General features: G+C 32.8%; 26 protein-coding genes. 6 read left to right on the top strand and 20 right to left on the bottom strand.

Features of this window, described 5'->3' with window-relative positions; translation table 11 throughout:
* Positions 1–17: 17 nt before the first annotated feature.
* From PSU83_RS11335 to PSU83_RS11325, 3 genes are all read right to left on the bottom strand, one after another.
* Complete coding sequence (locus PSU83_RS11335) at positions 18–2012, bottom strand: M56 family metallopeptidase (protein WP_300589566.1); 1995 nt, start codon at positions 2010–2012, stop codon at positions 18–20.
* 6 nt (positions 2013–2018) lie between these two features.
* A complete protein-coding gene (locus PSU83_RS11330; protein WP_300589565.1) occupies positions 2019–2378 on the bottom strand; it encodes a BlaI/MecI/CopY family transcriptional regulator in 360 nt (119 codons plus the stop codon).
* 115 nt (positions 2379–2493) lie between these two features.
* Entirely contained in the window at positions 2494–3726 is a 1233-nt protein-coding gene (locus PSU83_RS11325) for an MFS transporter (RefSeq protein ID WP_300589564.1), read from the bottom strand.
* Positions 3727–3821: 95 nt separating this feature from the next.
* On the opposite strand from PSU83_RS11325, the gene PSU83_RS11320 reads away from it, so the two are divergent.
* A complete protein-coding gene (locus tag PSU83_RS11320) occupies positions 3822–4427 on the top strand; it encodes a DUF1684 domain-containing protein (protein WP_300589563.1) in 606 nt (201 codons plus the stop codon).
* Positions 4427–5071, top strand: a complete 645-nt coding sequence (locus PSU83_RS11315; RefSeq protein WP_300589562.1) for a TatD family hydrolase — start codon at positions 4427–4429, stop codon at positions 5069–5071. The genes PSU83_RS11320 and PSU83_RS11315 overlap by 1 nt, the downstream gene beginning before the upstream one ends.
* A gap of 2 nt (positions 5072–5073) precedes the next feature.
* Here PSU83_RS11315 and PSU83_RS11310 read toward each other — a convergent pair whose 3' ends face one another.
* The 3 genes from PSU83_RS11310 to PSU83_RS11300 all read right to left on the bottom strand — a co-directional run bounded on the left by PSU83_RS11310 (position 5074) and on the right by PSU83_RS11300 (position 6900).
* Positions 5074–5601, bottom strand: a complete 528-nt coding sequence (locus tag PSU83_RS11310; RefSeq protein WP_300589561.1) for a CIA30 family protein — start codon at positions 5599–5601, stop codon at positions 5074–5076.
* Positions 5602–5678: 77 nt separating this feature from the next.
* Positions 5679–6344: an FAD-binding oxidoreductase gene (locus tag PSU83_RS11305; RefSeq protein WP_300589560.1), complete on the bottom strand. Its 666-nt coding sequence runs from the start codon at positions 6342–6344 to the stop codon at positions 5679–5681.
* Between the two features lie 4 nt (positions 6345–6348).
* Positions 6349–6900: a ferritin gene (locus PSU83_RS11300; RefSeq protein ID WP_300589559.1), complete on the bottom strand. Its 552-nt coding sequence runs from the start codon at positions 6898–6900 to the stop codon at positions 6349–6351.
* Positions 6901–7086: 186 nt separating this feature from the next.
* On the opposite strand from PSU83_RS11300, the gene PSU83_RS11295 reads away from it, so the two are divergent.
* From PSU83_RS11295 to PSU83_RS11285, 3 genes are all read left to right on the top strand, one after another.
* A complete protein-coding gene (locus tag PSU83_RS11295; protein WP_300589558.1) occupies positions 7087–7773 on the top strand; it encodes a hypothetical protein in 687 nt (228 codons plus the stop codon).
* 203 nt (positions 7774–7976) lie between these two features.
* Entirely contained in the window at positions 7977–8699 is a 723-nt protein-coding gene (locus tag PSU83_RS11290; RefSeq protein WP_300589557.1) for a tRNA threonylcarbamoyladenosine dehydratase, read from the top strand.
* Between the two features lie 217 nt (positions 8700–8916).
* Positions 8917–9573, top strand: coding sequence for an HAD family hydrolase (locus PSU83_RS11285; protein WP_300589556.1), 657 nt, complete (start codon positions 8917–8919; stop codon positions 9571–9573).
* 121 nt (positions 9574–9694) lie between these two features.
* Here the strand turns inward: PSU83_RS11285 and PSU83_RS11280 are convergent, their stop codons facing one another.
* Genes PSU83_RS11280 through PSU83_RS11265 form a run of 4 tightly spaced genes read right to left on the bottom strand, consistent with a single transcriptional unit; the run spans position 9695 to position 12452 of the window.
* Positions 9695–9940, bottom strand: coding sequence for a hypothetical protein (locus tag PSU83_RS11280; RefSeq protein ID WP_300589555.1), 246 nt, complete (start codon positions 9938–9940; stop codon positions 9695–9697).
* 45 nt (positions 9941–9985) lie between these two features.
* Positions 9986–11272, bottom strand: coding sequence for a deoxyribodipyrimidine photo-lyase (locus PSU83_RS11275; protein ID WP_300589554.1), 1287 nt, complete (start codon positions 11270–11272; stop codon positions 9986–9988).
* Positions 11273–11281: 9 nt separating this feature from the next.
* Complete coding sequence (locus PSU83_RS11270; protein WP_300589553.1) at positions 11282–11980, bottom strand: SDR family oxidoreductase; 699 nt, start codon at positions 11978–11980, stop codon at positions 11282–11284.
* Between the two features lie 7 nt (positions 11981–11987).
* The gene (locus tag PSU83_RS11265) at positions 11988–12452 is read right to left on the bottom strand and encodes an SRPBCC family protein (RefSeq protein WP_300589552.1); all 465 of its coding nucleotides are present in this window, start codon (positions 12450–12452) and stop codon (positions 11988–11990) included.
* Positions 12453–12588: 136 nt separating this feature from the next.
* Between PSU83_RS11265 and PSU83_RS11260 the strand changes: the two genes are divergently transcribed.
* The gene (locus PSU83_RS11260; RefSeq protein WP_300589551.1) at positions 12589–13443 is read left to right on the top strand and encodes a DUF2911 domain-containing protein; all 855 of its coding nucleotides are present in this window, start codon (positions 12589–12591) and stop codon (positions 13441–13443) included.
* A 55-nt stretch (positions 13444–13498) separates the two neighbouring features.
* On the opposite strand, the gene PSU83_RS11255 is transcribed toward PSU83_RS11260, so the two are convergent.
* The 10 genes from PSU83_RS11255 to PSU83_RS11210 form a co-directional block, all read right to left on the bottom strand.
* On the bottom strand, positions 13499–15220 hold the full coding sequence (locus PSU83_RS11255; protein ID WP_300589550.1) for a sodium:solute symporter: 1722 nt from the start codon (positions 15218–15220) through the stop codon (positions 13499–13501).
* A 111-nt stretch (positions 15221–15331) separates the two neighbouring features.
* Complete coding sequence (locus tag PSU83_RS11250; protein WP_300589549.1) at positions 15332–17824, bottom strand: PIG-L family deacetylase; 2493 nt, start codon at positions 17822–17824, stop codon at positions 15332–15334.
* Between the two features lie 168 nt (positions 17825–17992).
* Positions 17993–18367 (bottom strand): hypothetical protein, encoded by a 375-nt coding sequence (locus tag PSU83_RS11245; RefSeq protein ID WP_300589548.1) that lies wholly within the window; start codon positions 18365–18367, stop codon positions 17993–17995.
* A gap of 243 nt (positions 18368–18610) precedes the next feature.
* Positions 18611–19078 (bottom strand): hypothetical protein, encoded by a 468-nt coding sequence (locus tag PSU83_RS11240; protein WP_300589547.1) that lies wholly within the window; start codon positions 19076–19078, stop codon positions 18611–18613.
* Between the two features lie 19 nt (positions 19079–19097).
* Positions 19098–19418 (bottom strand): hypothetical protein, encoded by a 321-nt coding sequence (locus tag PSU83_RS11235; protein ID WP_300589546.1) that lies wholly within the window; start codon positions 19416–19418, stop codon positions 19098–19100.
* 126 nt (positions 19419–19544) lie between these two features.
* On the bottom strand, positions 19545–20282 hold the full coding sequence (locus tag PSU83_RS11230; protein ID WP_300589545.1) for an MlaD family protein: 738 nt from the start codon (positions 20280–20282) through the stop codon (positions 19545–19547).
* A 9-nt stretch (positions 20283–20291) separates the two neighbouring features.
* Positions 20292–21062: an ATP-binding cassette domain-containing protein gene (locus PSU83_RS11225; RefSeq protein ID WP_300589544.1), complete on the bottom strand. Its 771-nt coding sequence runs from the start codon at positions 21060–21062 to the stop codon at positions 20292–20294.
* Positions 21059–21895 carry an ABC transporter permease gene (locus PSU83_RS11220; RefSeq protein ID WP_300589543.1) on the bottom strand — a complete coding sequence of 279 codons (837 nt, stop codon included), beginning with the start codon at positions 21893–21895 and terminating at the stop codon, positions 21059–21061. Before PSU83_RS11220 ends, PSU83_RS11225 begins: the two co-directional genes overlap by 4 nt.
* A gap of 102 nt (positions 21896–21997) precedes the next feature.
* Complete coding sequence (locus PSU83_RS11215; protein WP_363319893.1) at positions 21998–22258, bottom strand: mechanosensitive ion channel domain-containing protein; 261 nt, start codon at positions 22256–22258, stop codon at positions 21998–22000.
* A gap of 138 nt (positions 22259–22396) precedes the next feature.
* A complete protein-coding gene (locus tag PSU83_RS11210) occupies positions 22397–23611 on the bottom strand; it encodes an AI-2E family transporter (protein ID WP_300589542.1) in 1215 nt (404 codons plus the stop codon).
* Positions 23612–23630 lie beyond the last annotated feature (19 nt).

The following is a 23630-nucleotide window of genomic DNA, read 5'->3' as shown; positions in this document are numbered from 1 at the left end:
GACTTGCTTTTAGGTTTTTATTTTTCTTGTTCTAATATTTCAAGTTGCTTTTGGATTTTCCCCGAACCTTTTGAAAAATCTTTACTTCCTTTATAATTGAATAATTTAAATCCTCCTTCACCATCAATTGATTTTTCATTTCTTTTTAAAATTTCATCAATTTCTTCTTTAGAATAATCCGTTCCGCCTTCAATTACTCGACCATCTTCAATCACTAATGGAAGACGATGTTCTCTTGTAACAATAATTCTAGTTTTAGAACTGTAACTATTTTTTGGTGGATTTGCTTGATAGTACAATCCATTTCGTACTTTCTCATCTTCTATTCGATTACTTTCATTTTTTTTTGTAGTTACAATAATTACCCCATTTTTGCCTTTAGCACCAATCTTTTCAATTGATTCTTTATCTTCTAAAACTTCTACTTTTTCAATAAGATTTGGATCTAAATCATAAAAAGTTTTTTCATCAGCTATTTGACCATTAATAATGATTAATTTTTTAATAAAATTATTAGTTGATGCAACTTTAGTTTCTCCAATAATTTTAGTTGTAACTAAAACCACACCATATTTACCTTCTTGACCATATTTGGATAGCCTATCACTATCTTTTATTTTAGTCAATTTGATGATTTGATCTATTTCTCTATCGTTTGATATTTCAATAGGTCGTTTGTTATTTTGCTTTACACCATCAATAATAATTAAAACACTTCTGCCATTTTCTTTTAGGTTATTAATTGTCCAATAATTTTCTTTCTTTTCTTTAGAAATAGCTATTTTATCATCTTTAACTTCATGATTAATTTCGATATTGTTTATTACTTTTCCATAAAAACTAATTTGACCCTCTCCTAAATTGTTAATGTAACAACCAAATTTTATTGGAGTGATAGGTTTTGTTGTTTTTTGATGAAGACTATATTTTTGTCCGTCATTCTGTGATATATCAACACTAATAGCTACTATTTCATTATCAGAATTTCTTTTAATATCTGATATAGAATATTCAATGTTAAAATCTTTTTTTAAAGACTTAACGTCTTCAGAGATTTCTTTATCTGTTGAATTTTTTTCGAGAATATAATATACGATCATTAATTCGGTCTTGACATTCTGAATTTCTTTCTCCTGAGCAACAACCTTTATCTGAAATAAGAATACAAAGCCAATTAGGGCAGGAATTACCATTGCGTACTTCCACGAGTTTTTTTTCTGTGATTGATTTTTGTTTAACATAACGATTCGTTTTTTGATTAATGATTGATAAAAATTATTGGTTATTGGTAAGCCGTTTTGATTAGAAACTACTTTAAGTAAAGCGTGTTGATAGGATTTTTTGTCTTCCAATTGTGCTATTGCTTTTTGGTCAGCAATGTATTCCAAATTTTGAGTAATTGCTTTTTTGTAAAACCACATAAAAGGATTAAACCAAAATACACAACAGAATAATTCGGCAATCAAAACATCCGCGGAATGCTTTTGTCTGCTGTGAATCTGCTCATGCAATAAAATGCTTTTTAGCTCTTCATTGGAATACAAATCCGGATTGTACACGATGTAATTAAAGAATGAAAACGGTGCTATATTTTCATCTAGTTCAATTAGTATAAGTTCTCCTTTTAGAGTCACGTTCTTTTTATGTAACATTCGATACAGTGAAGCCATATTGAATGCGATTTTTATAATTAAAATAGCAGCAATAATTCCATAACTAATCCAAATTAATTGCATCCAATCAATAGCTTCAACAATCGGAGTATTTTGTATTGGTTGCAATTGTTGGCTTTGAAAAACAGGAAATTCTTGAACCGATGCTTTTGGTTTTGCTATCCAAATAATTTTTTTAAAAAAGTATAATGGAAGTACAATTGAAGTCAATAATCCACTTAAAAGAAACCACCGATTCGTGTTGAAAAAAGTTTCCTTTCGAACTAAAAAATGATATGCTAAATAAAATACTGCAATTAATCCGCCTGACTTTAAAAGATATATGAATAGCTGATCCATTTTCGACTATTTTTTATTCTCAATAATTTCTAATATCTCCCGTAACTCCTGCGCAGAAATTTTTTCTTCTTGCGCAAAAAATGATACCATATTTTTATACGAACTGTTGAAATAAGTATCAATTGCTGTATTCATAAAACGCTTTCTATAGTCTTCCATTTTAACAATAGGGAAGTACTGGTGCGTGTTTCCGAAGGCATTGTGTGAAACAAATCCTTTTTCTTCTAAGTTTCTGATTATTGTAGAAAGTGTGTTGTAATGTGGCTGATCTTCTGTGATTTCTGCCATGACTTCTTTTACAAAAGCTTTTTTGAGCTTCCATAAAATTTGCATGATTTCTTCTTCTTTATTCGTTAACTTTTGCATAGTTGTTTAATTTGATATCAAACTTACAACTATATTTTTAGTTGTACAACTATTTTTATAGTTATTAAACTATTTTTGTAGTGATACAGAAGAGAATCTAAATTAAATCCTTGTTTTAAAAGGTTTTATGTTCTTTCTGAATGAGTTTGTAAACCCAAATTCCTGCAAGTACTCCTAATAAACCAAGAATTCCCATTATAAGCCAGTTCATAGGATAGCCATTCGGCTTGAAATAATCGATAATTCCGAAACCTACTTTAGCACTTAAGATATGTGCCAAACTAAAGCTCATCGTAAAAATAGCCATGTAACGGCCTTCATGCCCTTTTGGCGCTCGACTCAAAGCAACTGAATTAGAGAAGGGAAAAGCGAACATTTCGCCAATGGTCATAAATACCATCATAATGATTAAAATACCAGACCAAGTATTGACTAGCATCAAAAACAAGCTTATCGCCATTAACAATGTGCCAACAGTAACAACTTTTATTTTGTTGATATTATTGCGCTCAACATAGCTTACAAAAGGCATTTCAAGAAAGAAAATCATTAAACCGTTCATGGTCAAAAGTAAACCCGTTTGCAGTTCGGTCAAATTAAATTGTTCTTTATGATAAAGCGGAATCGTGGTAAATACTTGAAAAAATAAAATTCCTGTAACCAAGCAAGTAAAAAGGAAAACCCAAAATGGTTTGTCCTTAAATACGGAATGGGTCAGTACTTCGTCAGGATTTTTTTTGTCAATAAAAGCACTTTTTTTCTTCTCTTTTACTTTGAGCCAAAAAATAAGTATCGCAATTATGCAAGTTGTGCCATCAATCCAAAATAATCCGCGGTAACCTATTGACATGATAATCAATCCTCCTAAAGCTGGACCTGCGGCAAAACCAAGATTAATGGCCAGTCGTACTAATGTTAAGGCACGTGTTCTGTTTTCGGGTTTTGCATAGGCACCAAGCGATACAAACATGGCTGGTCGGAACATATCGGCAACAATCATTAAAATGAACATTCCGGTGCAAAGTCCAACAAAAGTCGTAATGTATTGTATCAGAAACATTAGAATTCCGGTAGTAAACAAGCTGAAAATCATGATTCTGTAAAACCCAATTTTATCTGAGAGTTTTCCGCCAAGCCAAGAACCAATAATAGATCCGCTTCCAAAACAAACCATAATCCAACCTACTTGACTATAGGAAAAGCCTAAATCCTCTTTTAAATATTTGGATAAAAATGGCAAAACCATTGTTCCAGCACGGTTGATAAATGTGACGAGTGTTAGAATCCAAATCTCTCTCGAAAATCCCTTGAAGTTATTGATGTAACGTTGAAAACCTGATTTAAGCATTAAATGTTTGTTGATACTGCAAAGGTAAAAAACTTTAATACTTCAAATCTTGGAAACGGAGTTAGTTTTGCTTTATTTTTGTTAAAAACTGAGTTATGAAAAATTTGTTAGTACTATGTTGTCTTGCCTCAATTTCGTTCGTTTCTATTGCTCAAGAATCACATGAAAAATTAACGGCCAAAGATTTTCAGGACAATTTAAATAAAGAATATGCTAGTAAGGAAGAAAGTCCACTAATGGCTGAGGATTTGAAGAATTTTAAAGGTTTGGATTTTTATCCGATAAGCGAAAAATTTATAGTGGAAGCCCAATTTGTAAAAGCTTCAAAAGAAAAAGTATTCAAAATGAAAACCACTGGAACGCGAACACCAGAATATATAAAATATGGTGAATTGCTTTTTAAATTGGATGACAAAGAATACAAACTTAACGTATATCAAAACGTTGAATTAACCAAAAAAGAAGGGTATGCAGATTATCTCTTTCTCCCATTTTCAGATTTAAGCTGTGGAAAAGAAAGTTATATTGGTGGCCGTTATATTGATATGAGAATTCCGAAAGGGAATACTGTTTTAATTGATTTCAACAAAGCGTACAATCCTTATTGCGCTTACAATCACAAATATTCTTGTCCAATTGTTCCGCTGGATAATAATTTGGAAACAGAAATTTTAGCAGGTGTTAAAAAATTCCATGATTAATGCAATTCTATAATTTACATACGCACAAATACACGGCAAATCCTTCAGTTTTGGAATTGGTAAATCAATATCCGTGGGAATTTGATGCTTCTATCCCAAACTATTCTATTGGAATTCATCCCTGGTATATCGATGAAAACCGATTAGAATCTGATCTAAATATAATAGAAGAGAAGTTGCAATTAAAAGAATGTTTGGCCTTAGGCGAATGTGGATTGGATAAACGAATCGAAATTCCAATGGAATTGCAAATAGTAGTTTTCGAAAAACAAATCGCTTTAGCGCAAAAATATAATAAACCTTTGGTACTGCATTTAGTTGCCGCGTTTGATGAACTTATTGAAATAAAAAAAAGACTAAAAATTTCTGTTCCGATTATTATTCACGGATTTTCTAAAAATAAACAAGTCGCCAAACAATTATTGGATAACGGATTTTATTTGTCTTTTGGAAAATACTTATTGCGTAACCCAGAACTCAAAGAAGTCTTTCAATCTGTTCCAAATCATAAATTTTTTCTTGAAACCGATACAATAGAAGAGACGCTTGAAGAAGTCTATTCATTAGCAGCTACTTACAAAGCGATTAGTTTAGAGGCCATGCAAGTGATAGTACGCGAAAATTGGGTAAGAGTTTTTGAATAAATTTATTTTAATTCTATTTTATCCAAAATCAGTTTGAAATTTTCGTTTTTCTTGTTTCCAATTAAGAATACTATTTCTTCAAAAGATTTACTTGAAAAGTTAGGCAAATCTAATGTTCTTCCTCTAAACGAAGGATATAAATCTTTTAATGGAATTTCTATTTCTTCCCATTCACCAGAAGTTTTAAAAGTGGTAATATAGGAATAGTAGCTGTTTGCATTGTCTTTAATTCTGAATTGGTATTCTTTTTTATCACCTTTTACAAACAAACAAATTCTTGAAGCAGGTGTAACTTGTACTTTATCAAATTGATACCTAACGGATGAAAAACCACCATTATTTTCTAGGGATACAGCGCCCTCAAAAACACCATTTCCCTTTTCATCAATGCTAAAGTTTCCCTGCGACTTTCCGCCCATAACGCCATCATCAATAATACGCCAATCTCTCGAATTGGATTTAGTAGAAAAATTATAGATAAGAATTGGATTCATATACAATAGTAGCATTAAGCAAATAAATAGTTTCATTTAAATACGAATTAAACTCAAAAATAAGCATTTAATTTTGGCTTTACTCGAAAGTAATACGGCAATCATTGTTTAATTTATTTTTCAAAAACGACTGCATCTGTTTTAGCACCTAAACTGCTTAATGCTTTTGAAATAGCTTCCACAAACGGTGGTGGACCGCATACATAAAAGTGTTGTGAAAAATTAGTTATTTTTTCTTTTAAAAAGTCAGTATCAATTCTACGGTTTTCGAAACCACTTTTCTTCTCATCTGTTAGGGTATTGATAAAGTTATCACCAAGCATTTCATCCAATTCTTTTTCCAGAATTATATCACTTTCCGTTTTATTGGTAAAAATCAGCGTGTTATTAGCTATTTTATTTTCAGAATTCAACTGTCTAAGAATAGCGATAAAAGGAGTGATTCCGGCACCTCCAGCAATAAAAACACCTTCTCCTTTATATTCAATTGCACCCCAAACATCACGAATTATAAGTTCGTCGCCACGCTTTAGGTTTCCCAATTCTTTGGTAATGCCATTGTGATTTTCATAAATTTTAATGGTGAATTCAAGATGTCTATTGTCATTTAAACTCGTAAAAGTAAAGGGTCGTTTTTCATTTTTCAATGCGGGTGTGTTTATAGAAACCTCCGTTGCCTGTCCGGGTTTGAATTTAAAACCGTCTGGTTTTTGAATTGTAAATCGCTTTACATCGTGTGTTACCGGTTCTACTGAAATTATTTTTACAATGTGATTCATAGCATTAAGGATTAGTGGTTGTTACATTCTGAGCTAAAGTAGCATCATCTGGAGTTTTTTCTAAATCTTTATCTAATTCATAAAGAGCTTCTGGAGTAGCTTTTTCTCCGCCTGATATTTTGATTTTATCCAATAAATTCATGGCAAGCGTTTCTTCTTCGGTTTGTTCTTGCACGAACCATTGCATTAAATTCCAAGTAGCCCAATCTTCTTCATCAAATGACATTTTGACAATTTTATAAATTGCTTGAGTATTATCTACTTCATGTTCAAACACTTTTTCGAAACAGTTATTTACACTTGAAGGATCAGCTGGCGGCGCCGGAATTGCTGTTACTACAGCTTTCGCACCTCTTTTTAAAATATATTCTAATATTTTCATCATGTGATTTCGCTCTTCAGCCGCGTGACGGAATAAGAAATTAGAAATGCCACCATAGCCTTGATTATCAGCCCAAACGCCGTACGATAAATATATTTGAGCTGCATGAGCCTCTTTGGTCATCTGTTCGTTCAAGGCTTGAGCAAGCTTTGCTGAGAGTCTGTTCGTTTTCATCTTGTAAAAGTTTAATTTTTCGATTATAAAATTAATTAAAAACAGAAGCTTTATGTTGTACGATCTCAGTAAGAAATTATAATATTTCCATATAACGATTCCGGATTTATTTAGGAAAATACTTTTATAAAAAAGCGTAGTCAAACGTAAAAAAAAAGTGTAATTTTAAACTTTAAAAAAAATAAAATGAAAATAAAAAATTTAATAATAATTTCATTTGTATTGTACTCAATGTTAGGTTTTAGCCAACGACAAGGCACAATTACAAAATTAGAAGATTCAGGTATTCGATTGTCGGAAACGCGTTATCGAGCGGCGGTGAAAACAACATCAGGTACTCCATATATAAATAAAGCATTTTTTCATGCGAAAGTTGGAGATATTATTTCAAATGCTTTAATGCGTTATAACGCTGCTAATGACGAATTCGAATTTATCAATTCAACAAATGATACTTTGGTTCTGAACAAAACAGCAGCCTTTAGTAACATCACGTTCACTTATCCTAAACTGGATTATTTTTTAGTGAATTATGCAGAAAAAAACGGAAGAATGAATATGGGATATCTCATTAAGCTTTACGATAAAAACAACATATTACTCTATAAAAGACAAAAAATAGCTTATTACGAAGCAACTAGTGCTAAGTCATCTTATGATACACCGACGTCTGCTAAATATGTGCTTAATAAAGACACGTTCTTTATGAAAAATAACGAAAGCGAAGTGACGGAAGTGCCAACAAGTAGAAAAGGATTTCTAAAATTATTCCCTGAAAAGAAGACAGAGATTGAAGCTTTTGTAAAACAAAATAATACTGATTTTGAGAAAGAGCAAGATTTAATCAGACTTGTGGATTTTTTAGCGCAATAATTTTTTAACCAAATAATTTTTAAAATGTGAAGATTTTATTTCCAGGTATGCCTAGTTGTAAAATCTTCATTATTTTTTCTACAGTAAAATTAAATTTAGTAGTGAATAAAATCTTCTTTCAAAACAGATAATTCTCTTGCTAAATTTTAATTAATCTGTTGCTAATTTTTCCCTATTTTTGCGACTTTAATTCGTATTTCAAAATGGCAAAGTGGCAAGAAAGAGCTGAACTTTTATTTAAAACAGAGGGATTATCTAATTTAAAAAATGCCAATGTGTTGATCGTTGGGCTTGGTGGTGTGGGTTCTTTTTCGGCAGAATTTTTAACACGAGCGGGTGTTGGTAATTTAACTATTGTGGATGGTGATATTGTTGATATTACTAATATAAACAGACAATTACCCGCATTACATTCTACAATTGGAATGTCAAAAGTTCAACTTGTTGGCGATCGATTGATGGATATTAATCCCGAATTAAATCTAATAAAAATACAAGAATTCCTTTCTCCAGAAAGAGCTTTTGAAATTGTTACTCCACAGTTTGATTATGTTTTAGATTGCATTGACAGCATAACTCCAAAACTTAATTTGATCATTGCTTGCAAACGCAAAAGAGTTAAAATTATCTCTTGTATGGGCGCAGGAGGAAAAATGGACGCTGCTAAAGTGAAAGTGGCGGATATTACAAATACAACCAATTGTTTCTTAGCAAAAACCATCAGAAGACGCCTAAAAGAATACAAGATAGACAAGCTTAAAGTCGTTTTTTCTTCTGAGATTCAGGATGAAAATAGTTTAAAAATGACTGACGGAAGCAATTATAAAAAGTCTTTTTACGGCACAAATAGTTATATGCCAGGGCTTTTTGGATTGTATGCTGCAGAAACCGTGATTCGTTATTTGTTGAATAAGAAAGACAAATGAAATCTGAATTTAGACCAATAATTAAAATTTCATGGACTAAAACAGATTGCGGTATTTAAAAATTTGCTTAATCATTATTTTCTTTGCTATAGAATATAAAACGATAGATAATTCTTATACTATTTCTGATTCGGGAGGATGGTTTATGTTGTTGATAATGAGTTTACTTTTTGTTCCGATTTTTTATTTTCTAATCCAATTTTCTAAAAATAGTTAAATGATAAAAACTGTAATCTTCGATATGGATGGCGTAATTGTTGACACAGAACCAGTGCATCATTTTGCTTACGATCAACATTTTAAAGAATTAGATATTGCAGTTACGCCTGAAATGTATGCTGAGTTCACGGGAAGTTCGACAAAAAATATTTATTCTATAATTAAGGATCGATTTAATTTAAGCGATGAAGTTCAAGCGTTGGTCGAAGGCAAACGAAGACTTTTCAATGCCGCTTTTGACCATAAAGAGGATTTGTACTTGCTAGAAGGCGTTGAAGATTTAATTAAAGAATTACACGCTAAAGGAATGCAGTTGGTTTTGGCTTCTTCATCCGCAAATGAAACGATAGACCGTATTTTTACTCGATTCCAATTACATCCTTATTTTACGTATAAAGTTTCAGGTGAAGATTTTCCTAAGTCGAAACCGCATCCGGCTATTTTCTTAAAAGCTGCTGAATTATCTAAGACAACTGCAGAAAACTGTATTGTAATTGAAGACAGCACTAATGGAATTAAAGCAGCAAATGCCGCCGGAATATACTGCATTGGTTATAAAAGTGTGAATTCAAAACTACAGGATTATTCATTGGCAGATAAAGTTATTAGCCATTTTGAGGAACTTGATTATGACAAAATTCTAAATATAAAATAGAGTAAAAACTACTATCTAGTTAGTTGAATGCATTGCACAAATTGTTTTTTTTGACACATTTGACACATTGAATCACTAAACAATAAACAATAAAAAAGCCAGTCTAAAACTGGCTTTACCTTTATTTTTTTACTTCAACAGAAGTGCTTTTATCTCCGTTTTTGCTTTTAATTTCAACACCGTCACTACCTACTTTTACAGTAGTACCCTCTTTATCTTCTGGTGCTTCTACTTTAACGGTATCTACTATAACAGTTTTTTCTACTGTTTCTGTAGTATTAATTACTTCAGTTGGTTTTTCTTCCTCTTTCTTACCGCACGACGCTATCATCATAGCAGCTAAAATTACCATACCAATATTTTTCATAAAAATGCATTTAAGATTAATTGTAAATGTAGTCAATTAATTTACTTATCCTACAGCATCTTTATATACTCGTAAACACTTTTCCCGCGCTTCCTTATGATCTACAATTGGTTCGGGGTAGGCCGAAGTTCCGAATTCTAGAATCCATTTTTTAATGTAAACCAATTCTTTGTCAAACTTTTTAATTTGTTCCGATGGATTGAATATTCTGAAATACGGCGCAGCATCTACGCCACTTCCTGCAGCCCATTGCCAATTGCCAACATTGCTAGATTGCTCGTAATCTAAAAGTTTGATGGCAAAATAGGTTTCGCCCCAACGCCAGTCAATCAATAAATGTTTACACAAGAAACTGGCAACAATCATCCGAACCCGATTGTGCATGTGTCCCGTTGTATTAAGTTCTCGCATTCCAGCATCTACAAATGGATAACCCGTTTTTCCGTCGCACCATTTCTGGAACAAATCTTCGTTATTATTCCATAGTATTGCATCATATTTTGGCCGAAAACTGGAATTAACAGTATGCGGAAAATGCCAAAGAATCTGCATAAAAAATTCACGCCAAATCAATTCTTTTAGGAATGTTTCATTGTTACTTTCCAACGCTTTGGATATCATCTTCCGAATGGAAACGGCACCAAAACGAAGGTAAATTCCAAGATGAGATGTTTGATCTAATGCCGGAAAATTCCGAGTTGCTTCATAATTATCTATTAAAGAATCGGAAATGTCATACCCTGGAACTTTGATAGATGAAATTGTAAAACCAATATCCGTTAAACTCAAAAAAGGATAGGAGTGAAATTTAATTTTTTCCAGATAATCTTCTGAATTGTAATTTTTTAAAGCAATTTGACTAAAGTTATATTTCCACTTATTTGAATAGGGTGTGTAAACCACATAAGGTGTTCCGTCCTCTTTTACAACTTCGCTTTTTTCAAAAATAACTTGATCTTTACTTGTTTTGAATTCAATAGTATTTTCTTTAAATAAATGATACAGTTCTAAATCGCGTTTTCGAGCGTAAGGCTCATAATCGTGATTGGTATAAATTGCATGAATTTTGTTTTCGGAAATCAATTTGGTAAATATTTCTAAAGGATTTCCGTGAAAAACAGCCAATGATTTTCCACTAGATTTCAACTGGTCTTGAATCTTTTCTAGTTGTTGATGAATAAAAGTTACACGAGCATCATTTTTCGGTAATTGAAAAACAATAGATTCGTCAAAAATGAATATGGGCAATACCTCTTCTCCGCTATTTAAAGCATGAAAAAGCCCCACATTATCTTCTAAACGCAAATCACGTCGAAACCAAAATATATTCATTTTGCTGTGCTATCCATTAACTAATAAAGAAGACATTCCACCATCAACAGGAAAAATTTGTCCAGAAATCCAGCTGCTTTTTTCACTTAAAAGGAAACTTGCCATTTGAGCGATATCTTCCGTAGTTCCAACTCTTCTTAAAGGATGACGTTGTGCAGATTTTTCTCTTTTTTCATCCGTACTCAAAAACTTTTCAGCTAAGGGCGTATCGGTTAGTGATGGCGCAATTACGTTAACTCTGATTTTTGGAGCGTATTCTGCGGCTAATGCTTTCGCAAAACCTTCAATAGCGCCTTTTGCAGCTGCAACACTAGTATGAAATGGCATTCCCATTTTGACCGCAACCGAACTAAACAGTACGATACTCGATTGTTCTGAGGCTGTAAGTTGTGGCAAAAGACTTTGAACCACTTTTATCATAGAAAAGAAATTAATTTGCATATCGCTTTCAAAGGTTTCTAATTTTAAACCACGAAACGGACGCAAATTAATACTACCTGGACAATAAACTAATCCGTCTATAACAGCGGGAAGCATTGAAGTGTCCAACGTATCTACTGTCGCATCGTAAGTAATATGAATAACATTTAATCCCGAAAGATTTTCATTGGTTCTAGAAGCTAAATAAACCTTACAATCATTCTGTAATTCTTTTGCTAATTCTAATCCTATTCCATAGGAACCACCAATTAATAGTATATTTTTCATCTTATTGTTATTTATATATTCCAAAAAGTTCGACTAATTTTTTTTCGCGGTACTCAAATATTTCTTTTAATTTAGGCTTAACCAATAATGGGTGAACCATTTGGCCTAAAATTCCCATTGGAAGTTTATAATCTACAATATCTTCCATTTCTACACCGCCGGGAATTTCTTTTAGGAAATGTTTATGATGCCAAAGAGCATAGGGTCCGAAACGCTGTTCGTCGACAAAATATTTTTTATCCACAACATGCGTGATTTCAGTTACCCATTTCACCGGAATTCCTAACATCGGCTTTACAATATACTGGATAATTTGACCTGCGTAAATAGCTCTATCATCACCTGAAATAGTTTTAAAAGCCATAGATTCGGGTGTTATAACTTCTAAATTTTTAGGATTGGATAAAAATTCCCATGCTTCATCAATTGTTATGGGCAATTTCTGTTTGGTATGTAAAGTGTAAATTTTCATTTAAAATTTTTTGTAAAAGTAGCGCTTTTTGTTTAAACATTGTAAATTTTAGTTAAACAAAATATATTTAAGTTATTGTTAACATTCATTCAATTTTAGTATTCGTAAATTTGGTCAACTTCTAAAAAGCACATTTATGAAAAAAATTATTTTTGTTTTAGCATCTTTAATTGCTAGTTATGTTCTTAATGCTCAGGTAAAAACTCCGGCACCAAGTCCACGTTGTACAATCACTCAAGTGGCAGGATTAACCGATGTTTCATTAGATTATTCTCGTCCAAGTTCAAAGGGAAGAGCTGTTTTTGGTGATTTAGTTCCTTTTGGAAAACTTTGGAGAACGGGTGCGAATGCAAATACTACGGTAAGTTTTAGTGAAGATGTAGTGATTAACGGAAACACATTGAAAAAAGGAAAATATGCTTTGTTCACTACTCCAAAAGCGGATATGTGGGAAGTAGTTTTTTATTCTGATACAGATAATTGGGGAACACCCGAAGAATGGGATGCAACTAAAGTAGCAGTTTTAATTAATGTTGATCCAGTTAATTTGAATAATAATGTGGAGTCATTGACTATTGGAATTGGAAACTTAACAAATGACAGTGCAACTTTAGATATCTCTTGGGAAAAAACTATGGTTTCAGTAAAGTTTGAAGTTCCTACGAAAAAAGCAGCGATGGCTAGTATAGAAAAAACATTAGCAGGAGCGGGAGCAGGGGATTATTACTCTGCAGCACAATACTATTTCCAATCAAATGGAGATATGAATAAAGCATTAGAATATGTAAATAAAGCGCTTTCGATGGCTAAAGCAGGAGAAGATGCACCATTTTGGCAATTGCGTCAGAAGTCTTTAATCCAAGGAAAATTAGGCGATAAATCGGGAGCAATTGCTACTGCAAAATTATCATTAGCTGGAGCTGAAAAAGCTAAAAATAATGACTACGTTAAAATGAATAACGATAGTATTAAAGAATGGTCTAAAAAATAATTCAATTTCCCACAATTGATTAGCCACGATTTCTCTAGTAGATTTCGTGGTTTTTTTATGCAGTTATTTTTTGCCTTCTTCTCATTATAACTTGGAACAGTATCGATAAAACTACCGTTAAAGACGCTCCAATAAAATTCAACCACAGATAGCCTAGCTTTTCTTGACCCGTTGGATAGATGTGAATCGTGTAATAATAGATAAAGAAAATGGTGGTTTGGCTGATAACAGCGCTGTAGAAAATGGCATTGGCTTTCACAAACTTAATGTAAAAACCAACTAGGAAAACTCCCAAAACTGTTCCATAGAAAATGGATCCTACAATGTTTACCAACTGAATTAAGTTTTCAAATAGCGTTCCTACGCACGCAAAACCAATAGCGATTGCGCCCCAAAGTAGCGTAAAATATTTGGTTGCATTCACAAAATGTTTTTCCGATCTATCGCCTTTGAGATTTCGTTTATAAATATCTATAGCTGTTGTAGAGGCTAATGCAGTCAGTCCAGATGCGGAAGAAGACATCGCTGCAGATAAAATGACGGCCAATAAAAGTCCGATTAATCCAGAAGGAAGATAATTTAAAATGAAGTAGATAAATACATAATCCTTATCATTTGTCTCCGCCTTTTTATCCACTTTACTGATGATTACTTTGGCTTCATCATGTAAATCTTTTTCCTTTGCAGAAAGTGATTTTAATTTATCTCTAAGGATTTGGTTATCATATCCTTGATTTAGGTGGTCGATATAAATCAAGTTAAATTCCTTTTTCTCTTCAGATAATTGTGTTAATTGATTTTCCAATGCGTGATATTCTCCGGCAAATTTTGATTTTTCAATTGCAGCAGTATTCACGGGATTGAAATTAAGCGGCACCGGATTAAATTGGAAGAAAACAAAAACCATAACTCCAGTAAGCAGAATAAAGAATTGCATTGGTACTTTCAGAAATCCATTCATGATTAGTCCCATCTGACTTTCTTTGTCTGATTTTCCAGAAAGATAGCGTCCCACTTGTGATTGATCGGTACCAAAATAAGAAAGCATCAAGAAGAAACCTCCCGTAATTCCGCTCCAAAATGTATATCTGTTTTCCGGGTCAAATGAAAAATCTAGTATATTCATTTTATCATTCGCACCTGCAATGTGCATCGCGTTAGAAAACGTCATATCATTGGGTAACAAATGCAGAATTAAAAAGAAGGTCGTAAACATTCCGAGCATAATAATGAACATTTGCTGTTTTTGGGTAACATTTACCGCTTTGGTTCCGCCTGTGAACGTGTAGATGATAACTGAAATTCCAATGATGATATTCAACATTGTTAAGTTCCATCCCAGAATGGAAGACAGAATAATAGAGGGCGCGTAAATTGTTAAACCAGTTCCTAAACCGCGTTGAATCAGAAAAAGAATTGCTGTAAAGGATCTTGTTTTTAAATCAAAGCGTTGTTCGAGATATTCGTAGGCCGTAAAGACTTTTAGCTTGTGGTAAATTGGAATAAAAGTCATTGAAATAATAACCATAGCAATTGGCAAACCAAAATAGAATTGGACAAATCCCATTCCGTCATGATACGCTTGTCCGGGTGTAGAAAGAAACGTAATTGCACTGGCTTGCGTTGCCATTACAGATAAACCAACCGTCCACCAGGGCGTTTGTTTATTGCCTAAAATGTAATCTTCAACGTTTTTGCTCCCTTTGGTTTTATATACACCATAGGAAACGATAAAGAGTAAAGTTACTGATAAAACAATCCAGTCGAGTTGCTGCATGGTTAGTAGAATAATTGCATTAGTACAAAAAATATAATAATGTAAATGGCATTGATGACCAAAACCCAAGTGTAGCTATTCTTCCAAACAGTTGTTTTTTTATTTTCCATATTATTTTCCGATTGCTATAATATTAGCTAATAATCTGAAGGCTCCCGAAACACCTTCTGGTAACTCTCTAAAGAAACTTAAACCTGTATAAACGTAATTTCCTTTCCCGAATTTTGCAATTAAAAGCGCTCCGTTTTTTGGCGTTTCTCCTTTATCATTCGCAGATAGGATAGGAGTGAAGGCTTTGTCCCATTCATTTGGATAGTATAATCCTTGTTCTTGTTTCCATCCTTTAAAATCTTCAGAGGTAATTTTGTTTGGATAGTTTAAAACAGAATGATTTGGCGCTAAAAAGCGAACTTCAGCATTTTCTTCGGTAACACGGTCACGCGAAATTTTCAACGGAAAAGGAGCAATGTCATTGGTTACAAAATCACCAGCCGTATTGTATTGTACAATCATTGTTTTGCCATTTTTGACAAAATCAAATAATATTTTTTGTTTAAAAGCCAATTTATCTACCACATTGTAAGCTCGGATTCCAGTCATTACCACATCAAAATTCGCCAATCTTTCGGTAGTAATTTCTTCAGGTTTCAGGATTTCTACAGTGTACCCCATTTGACTTAAGCTTTTTGGAATCTCGTCGCCAGCGCCCATAATATAGGCAATCCTTTCATCTTTAGTTTTAATATTTAAACGAATCGCTTTGGCTTCAGAGGGCTTCAAAATCATTTGTTTGAAAATGTGTGGATAATTGATGTCAATCTTATTTTTATCAAATGTTTGTCTGTCAACCGTTACAATACTTTTTACGTCGATCTCACTAGCTTCTTGTGAGGGCGAAACGGAAAAAATAGCCAAGATTTCCTGACCTTTTTTATCAATTGAGACCTGTATTTCCGCTGGTTTTACGCTCCAACCTTCAGCTACTTGAAGTTTTACATTGCCAGTAATACTGTCTTTACCCGCTTTCACTTTCACCGTAATCGTTTTATCTCGATCGTTATTGAAAATATATACTTTCTCAGCAAATGAAGAAGTTACTGTTGGAACAATGTCAAGTGGCTGATAGACTTCACCTTTAACATCATCGTTGTATTTATAAACTACGTTTCGTTCAAAAGTCATCTCTGTGCCAGCGATAGTTATCCATATGCCAACTTTTACTTGTCTGATTACATCTGGTAAACCAATATTTTCTTGATTAGCTACACGATACATTCCCACTGTTCCGTTTTCGTTTAGCCAATATGGATTAGTATACTTAAAATCCGTTGGAATTTCTAAAGTATTATTTTCGGTGTAAGGAATATTATTTTTTAACTCAATAGTTTTTTGTTTACTATTCATGTAAACGGGGACAGAACCAATTCCCATTAGTGTCATTGGAATATCGCTTCTGTTGACAAGTTCAACTTTTATTTTTATTGTACTTCCCGGCGTAGCATCTTGCACGTCTGTGGTGGCTTCAAAATACAAACCAGCGCAACCATAAATGATTTTTTTTATTTCTTCAGATTTGATCTCTTTCCAATGTTTATCCTCTAAATTTTGAATTAATTGGTATGCTTTAACTAATTCAGGAATAGAAGCCGATGGATTTTTAAAATTATAATTTTTATCCACATTTGCTAGAAGATCTCCAATAGTTATTCCGCCTTTTACACGATTCCACGTCGTATCAATTCCGTCAAATAGGTTACTTTTATTATTTGGAGCATCGCCTTTTAGGAACTCAAGAAATTCGTCTTCTTCTCCTCGCGTTCCTGTTGAACCAAATCCCTGAGATTGGTGACGACTTCGACTTAAAGCAGCAATTTCTTGATTCGATTTGCCTACAGATTGGTAGTATGTTCCGATTTGGAGTTTGCTTTGGCTTGATTTATCGGCGGCTTCAAATTTTTCCTTGCTTCCGTAAAACCACCAAGAAGTATTAAAGAATAAACGTTTGGGCTGCCAAATAGAGGTATACTCTAATTGGTTTGGATAGATAGTAGGATCATTCACTTTGTCGAATGCTTCAAAACTTAGTATAGCCGAAGCGGTATGATGTCCGTGTGTAGTTCCTGGTGAACGATGATCGAATCGGTTAATAATTACGTCGGGTTGGAAAGTACGGATGGTCCAAATCATATCACTAAGTACTTGATCTCTATCCCAAATCTGTAATGTTTCCTCTGGATTTTTAGAAAAACCAAAGTCATTCGCTCGTGAAAAAAATTGTTCACCACCATCTATTTTACGGGCTTCAATAAGTTCTTGTGTTCGTATAACTCCCAATTGCTCGCGTAATTCCGGACCTATTAAATTCTGTCCACCATCTCCGCGCGTCAATGATAAATATCCCATTCGTGCTTTGATATCATTTGACAAATAAGCAATTAATCGCGTGTTTTCATCATCTGGATGTGCGGCGATATACAAAACGGATCCTAGAAAGTTTAGTTTTTGAATTTGATTATATAGTTCGACAGCATTAGGTTTAATTGGCTGCTGTGCAAAAATTGTTAAGCTTAAAAGAAGTAAAGAGAAGGGTATAAATCGTTTCATAGTTTATTGTATGACAATTTTCAAATATACTATTATTTGAAATTAGGTTTTGGGTTTTTTGCTTTGTTTAACATATTTTCAACCACAATTCTGTAATGCAAAAATGCCTCTTCTTGGGGAGGAAGAGGCATTTTTATTTAAATAATAATTTTAAAACGTGAAAAAACTTTAATCTGATTCTGCAGTTTGAACTGGAAACCTTCCTTTTGAGTTATAAGGGAATCTCTTTTTGTGCACTTGTAATAGAAGATAGGGCTCTTCACCTTTATAATCGGTGATCGCTACTCTAGATTTATTATACAAAGAATAGCCTCCATAATTTTTAGGCAATTCTTCCGCTTCAGTCCACTCGCCATTATCTTTGTACAGATATACTTTTTCCTGGGTATCAAAATAGGCCTCAATATTTGGGAAGTAAAAGTACCTGAAATCTGTACTCTTTTCATTTGATAAAGAATACTGTTGGTTGTTGGATGTTTGTGCGTTAGAAAAATAACAAGTAAAAATAAACATTAAAAACAGTACTTTTTCTATTGGTTTCATAATCGATATTAATTTAAAGTTTGGGGCAAACAGTAAAAAACTTCGATACAAATATAAAAAGTTTATTTCAAAAACAATAGATTAAATGCAATATTTATCGATTAAATGCATAATTTTTATAAATTAATAAGAATATTTTTACTTATTAGGGTGATTGTAAAGTGAATAAGCGTAAAAAAAGCAAAGATAAAATTCTTTGCTTAATTAATTTGAAACTATAGATTTTTTTAACGCTATGTTTTTCTAATCTTTCTTGCCATGTTTTTTTCCATGATGATTATCGTGGTCATTGTCCTTTTCATGATTTCTGTGTTCTTTTTTATAATAATTCGATTTCCATCTACCTTTTCCTTTATATTTCACTTTATGTACTTTGTACAATGTGTAAGGAGAATTACCTTTATAATCTGTTAGATATACAGGACTTGAGTTGTACATATTATATCCTTTATAACGAGCAGGTAGAGCAGAAGTTCTTACCCATGAGCCATTATTTAAGTAAATATAGCGTTGTGCTGGAACATCATAATAAGTTTCAATGTCTGGAAGATAATAGTAATTTACGTTTGCTGGAGCTGCCTTTGCCCATACCGGAGTGGCTTTAACTCGTACAACTGGAATATCTTTACCGTACTTTTTATCTACTTTTGCTGCGGGCTGTGCAAAAATATTGAATGCCCCTATCAAAAACGCAGCAATAAAAAATTTCATGTTCTTCATTTTAACGAATTTAAAGTAATATTATTAATAAAAGAACAATGATAATAATTGCTCCAACAGAAAGATAAACGCCACCATTTCTTGATTTTAACTCAGATTTGATAGTTCGAACTTCTTTTCTAAGTTCTTTTTTCTCAACTCTAGTCATTTCTGATTTGTCTGTTTTTTTTATGACTTCTAACCGGTCGTATAGAACTTGAACATCTGCTGGTACCGCTTTAGTTGTATTCGCAGTGTTTGTTATTGGCTCAGCAGTATTAGCTGATACAAAATTGGGAGAAATGCAAAATGAAGCCATCATGACCATAATGCTAAAAGTGGTTTTTTTCATTGTTATTTAGTTTGAATTAAGCAATTAATTTTAATTTCTAATTGCTCAGTAAATTTCCAACTTATCGATTAAAAAATGTTACATAATTTTTAGTAAAGCTTATGTAATTCATACTATTTTGCCAATCTATTTTTTTGCTTTTTCGGCTCTCTCTTTAGCTGCTTTTTCTTTGGCTTCTTTTTCTTTTTTCTCTTTCTTCTCTTTCTTTTTGAAAAAACCTCTAAGTAGGAAATTGTGTTGCGCCGCTTCCATATTCTCATCCAGTTTTTTAGTGCTGGTTTTCATATTTATAATGGTTTTGTCAATATTATCAGCCATATCTTTATCTTGAATTAGTCTGCCCAATGTTCCTTCGCCGTTGTTAATTTTGGCTACAATTCCAGCAATATCGTCAGAAGCCATAGCTGCATTATCAGCTGTAACTTGAAGACTTCGCATTATCGCATCAGTTTCTATAGGTTCGTTAGCCAAAATACGTTGATTATTTTGTACAATTTTTTCTGATCCATTTCCTTGCGAAATAACGACAACTTTATCACCGATAATTCCTTCAGAACCTATACTAGCTCGACTGTCCACTTTTATGAATTTTTGCACATCTTTTTTAATCAGCATTTTAACTTTTACCGTTGAATCATTAATAATTTGAATGTCATCAACAGTTCCAACGTTTATTCCAGAAAAACGAATCGTGTTGCCCACTTGTAATCCACTTACATTTTGAAAATTTGCCCTCAATGAGAACACTGGATTAAAGAGGTTTTTTTGTTTTCCAATGATAAAAATACCAAGAATGAACAAGATTATTCCAACGATGATGAACAATCCTAAACGAAATTTAAATTGCGGTGTATGAGCTTCCATAGTAGTAGTTTAATTATTTTTTTTAGTTTTAAAAAAGGACTGAACCATTTTATCTTTTGATTTTTCAAAATCCTCAAGGGATCCTTCCATATATACTTTGCCTTCGTGAAGCATTATTATTCTGTCGGCAACTGATCGTACACATTCAATATCATGCGTAATAATTATAGATGATGTTTTATATTTTTTCTGTATATCATTTATCAAATCGCTAATTTCACTTGATGTTACAGGATCCAAACCTGTTGTGGGTTCATCATAAAGCATAATTGAAGGATCAACAATTATTGTCCTTGCTAAACTGACTCGTTTTCGCATACCACCTGAGAGTTGAGAAGGCATTTTATCAATTACATCGGGAAGGCTAACATTTTCTAGTACTTCAATAATTTTAGCTTTTACTTGTTCCGAGGTTAAATCTTTCCTTATTCTTTTTAAAGGAAATGCTAAATTTTCTCTCACAGTCATCGAATCATATAGTGCACCACTCTGAAAAAGAAAACCAATTTTTTCTCTAGCAACATCAAGTTCTTTTTCTTTTAAGCTATTTATTTCTACACCGTCTATATCAATACTTCCTGCATCTGCGTTGAGTAAACGAACAATACATTTAATCAACACGGATTTCCCGCTTCCTGATTTGCCAAGAACAACAAGATTTTCTCCTTTGTAGAGTTTCATAGAAAAATCCTTCAACACTTCTAAACTTCCAAAGTGTTTTTCTAGATTATCTATTCTAATCACTGCTTCTCTGTCCTTTAATTTGTCTTCGTTTTTCATAATAAATCAGTTATTTGTACTGCAATTAAATCTACTATAATTACTAGAAGCGATCCCATAACAACAGCTGAATTAGCCGCTTTACCAACGCTTTCAGTTCCACGACCAGCATTAAAACCTTTGTAGCAACCGACTAAACCAATGACAGCCCCAAAAAAGAACGATTTAATTACTGCTGGAAGAAAATCCATGAAATCTACATCTCCAAAAGCTTGTGAAATAAAAAGTACGAAACTAACGTCTCCTTTTATGTTAGACGCTATCCAACTTCCTAAAATCCCTAAAATATCGGCATATAAAGCCAATAGTGGGAGCATTAAAGTGGTAGCTAAAACCCGAGGAACAATTAAAAAACGAACTGGATTTGTAGAAGATACTTCCATAGCATCAATCTGTTCTGTTACACGCATTGAACCTAATTCGGCTCCAATACCTGAACCTACTTTTCCAGCGCAAATAAGCGCTGTAATTACTGGCCCCATTTCTCGAATAATCGAAATAGCAACCATTCCAGGTAGCATATTGACCGCTCCAAAATCTACTAGAACAGGACGGGATTGAATGGTTAACACCAATCCAATTACTATACCTGTTATGGATATTAAACCTAATGATTTGTTTCCAACCTGAAAACATTGCTTTATGAACTCATTAAATTCAAATCCGCAAGAGAAAGTGTTTTTTACTACGTTAATAAGAAACAAACCGACATCAGCAGTATTTCGAACTATTTCCGATAACTTACTTTTACGAAATAGAGTTTCGTCAGTTAAGCTGATTGTTTTTTTGTGCGCGTATTTTTTAATGTTGGATATAGGTACAGTTTTCATCATGTGTAAATCAACTAATTACTAGTTGTACAAAGATGAAATTATTAGGTTTCTAAGATATTATAGAAATTAGTTCAAAATTTGTATAATTCACACCCAATATATTTAATCAGTAAATTCTTTATCATCAACATCTTGTCTGATAATTGAAATTCCTTTTTGAAGTAAAAGAGTATTCGGATGCGTTATGTATTCTCCTTTATCCGTTTTCAAGTAGACGTGAACCGCATTAATATCTTCAATTTCGGACTGAATGGGAAAGTCTTTGTCGTGAATTTGAATGATATCACCAATTGGGAAAGGAAAGAAAAAAAACAATGTAATTCCAGAAGTACTGTCACTCCGAATCGACCATTGGGAAAACATCGCTACACCTATAATAGTGGTTACTGAAGATAATGTTAAAAATAGACCTTCTTTTTGTACGACCCAAATTATGATTGCTGCAACAGTGGCAAGTATTACAATAAGAAAGGGTTATTATTTAGTACTTCTTATACTAAATTATTTAGCATCCGTTTCTTGATCCGTTTTATCATTAGGATCGGTAACTTCTTGATTTTCTGCTGGCGCAGTGTTAGTGTCCGTTTTAAAATCAATACTACTTGTAGTACTTTGGTAGCTGTAACTAGGTATTCTTATCTTATGCCATTCCGTCGTTTTGGGTAAGTCGTCACCAAACAAATAGCCCCAAGGTTCAAGTGAATCAATTCGGTCAAAAATCACTTTAATTATAGCAATAATTGGGATGGCTAAAAACATTCCAGTAATTCCGCCAAGAACGTTTCCAATGATAATTCCAATAATGGATACCAAAGCGTTAATTTGTACTTTTGAATTGACAAACATTGGAACCAAAATATTATTATCAATAAACTGAACAATAACATTAACAATAATAACTCCTAAAACTATAGAAATATCTGTTGAACCCGATAATGAAACAAGAATACTCAAAATTCCTGCAAACAAAATCCCGATGTAAGGGACAAGATTTAAAATTCCTGTTATTATTCCTAGTAAAATAAAATATTCGACACCAATTAAATACAAACCAATAGTTGTAAGTATAGAAACGGCAATCATCTCAAACAATAATCCAGCAATATAGCTTTGAACTGCAATTTTAATTTGATCCAATACCTCACGTAATTTTTTGTGATTTTCAGGCTTTACTATTTTGGTTAAAAAGTTAACGAAATGGCTTTGATAGTACAAAAATAGAAACGTGTAAATTGGAATAAGTGTTGCATTTAAAAATATATCTGCAAAAGAAGTTAAAGTGGTCCCAACAAGCTGCTTGCCTGAATCAAGGCTATCTTTTGTTGCCTTACTGATAAATTCATTCTGTTCCGTTTTACTTACATTGAATGTATCCCTGACCATTTGTTGTAAATGTTCTAGATGAAATATAAAGTTGTGTTTTATTTTCGCCCAATCATCCGCCATATCAGTGATTTGCATTGAAATGAAATAGAAAACTCCCAAAAACAACATTAGGAATAAAATGATGGCAAAAATAACAGCAATGAAATGCGGAAATCGAAGTTTTACAATAAAAAAACTCACAACCGGTCGCAGCATTATTGCAAAAAGTAACGCTAATAGAACTGGGAAAACTATTTCAGAACCAAAATACAGAATACAAAATAATGCAATCAAACAAAATAATAGGGCTGCGAGTTTGATGTAAAAGGGATACTTTATGGTTTCCGACATAGCTTTTTGTTTTTAGTAA

Source organism: Flavobacterium sp., assembly GCF_029945805.1.
Taxonomy (GTDB): domain Bacteria; phylum Bacteroidota; class Bacteroidia; order Flavobacteriales; family Flavobacteriaceae; genus Flavobacterium.
This window is presented reverse-complemented; position numbering and strand designations above follow the sequence as displayed.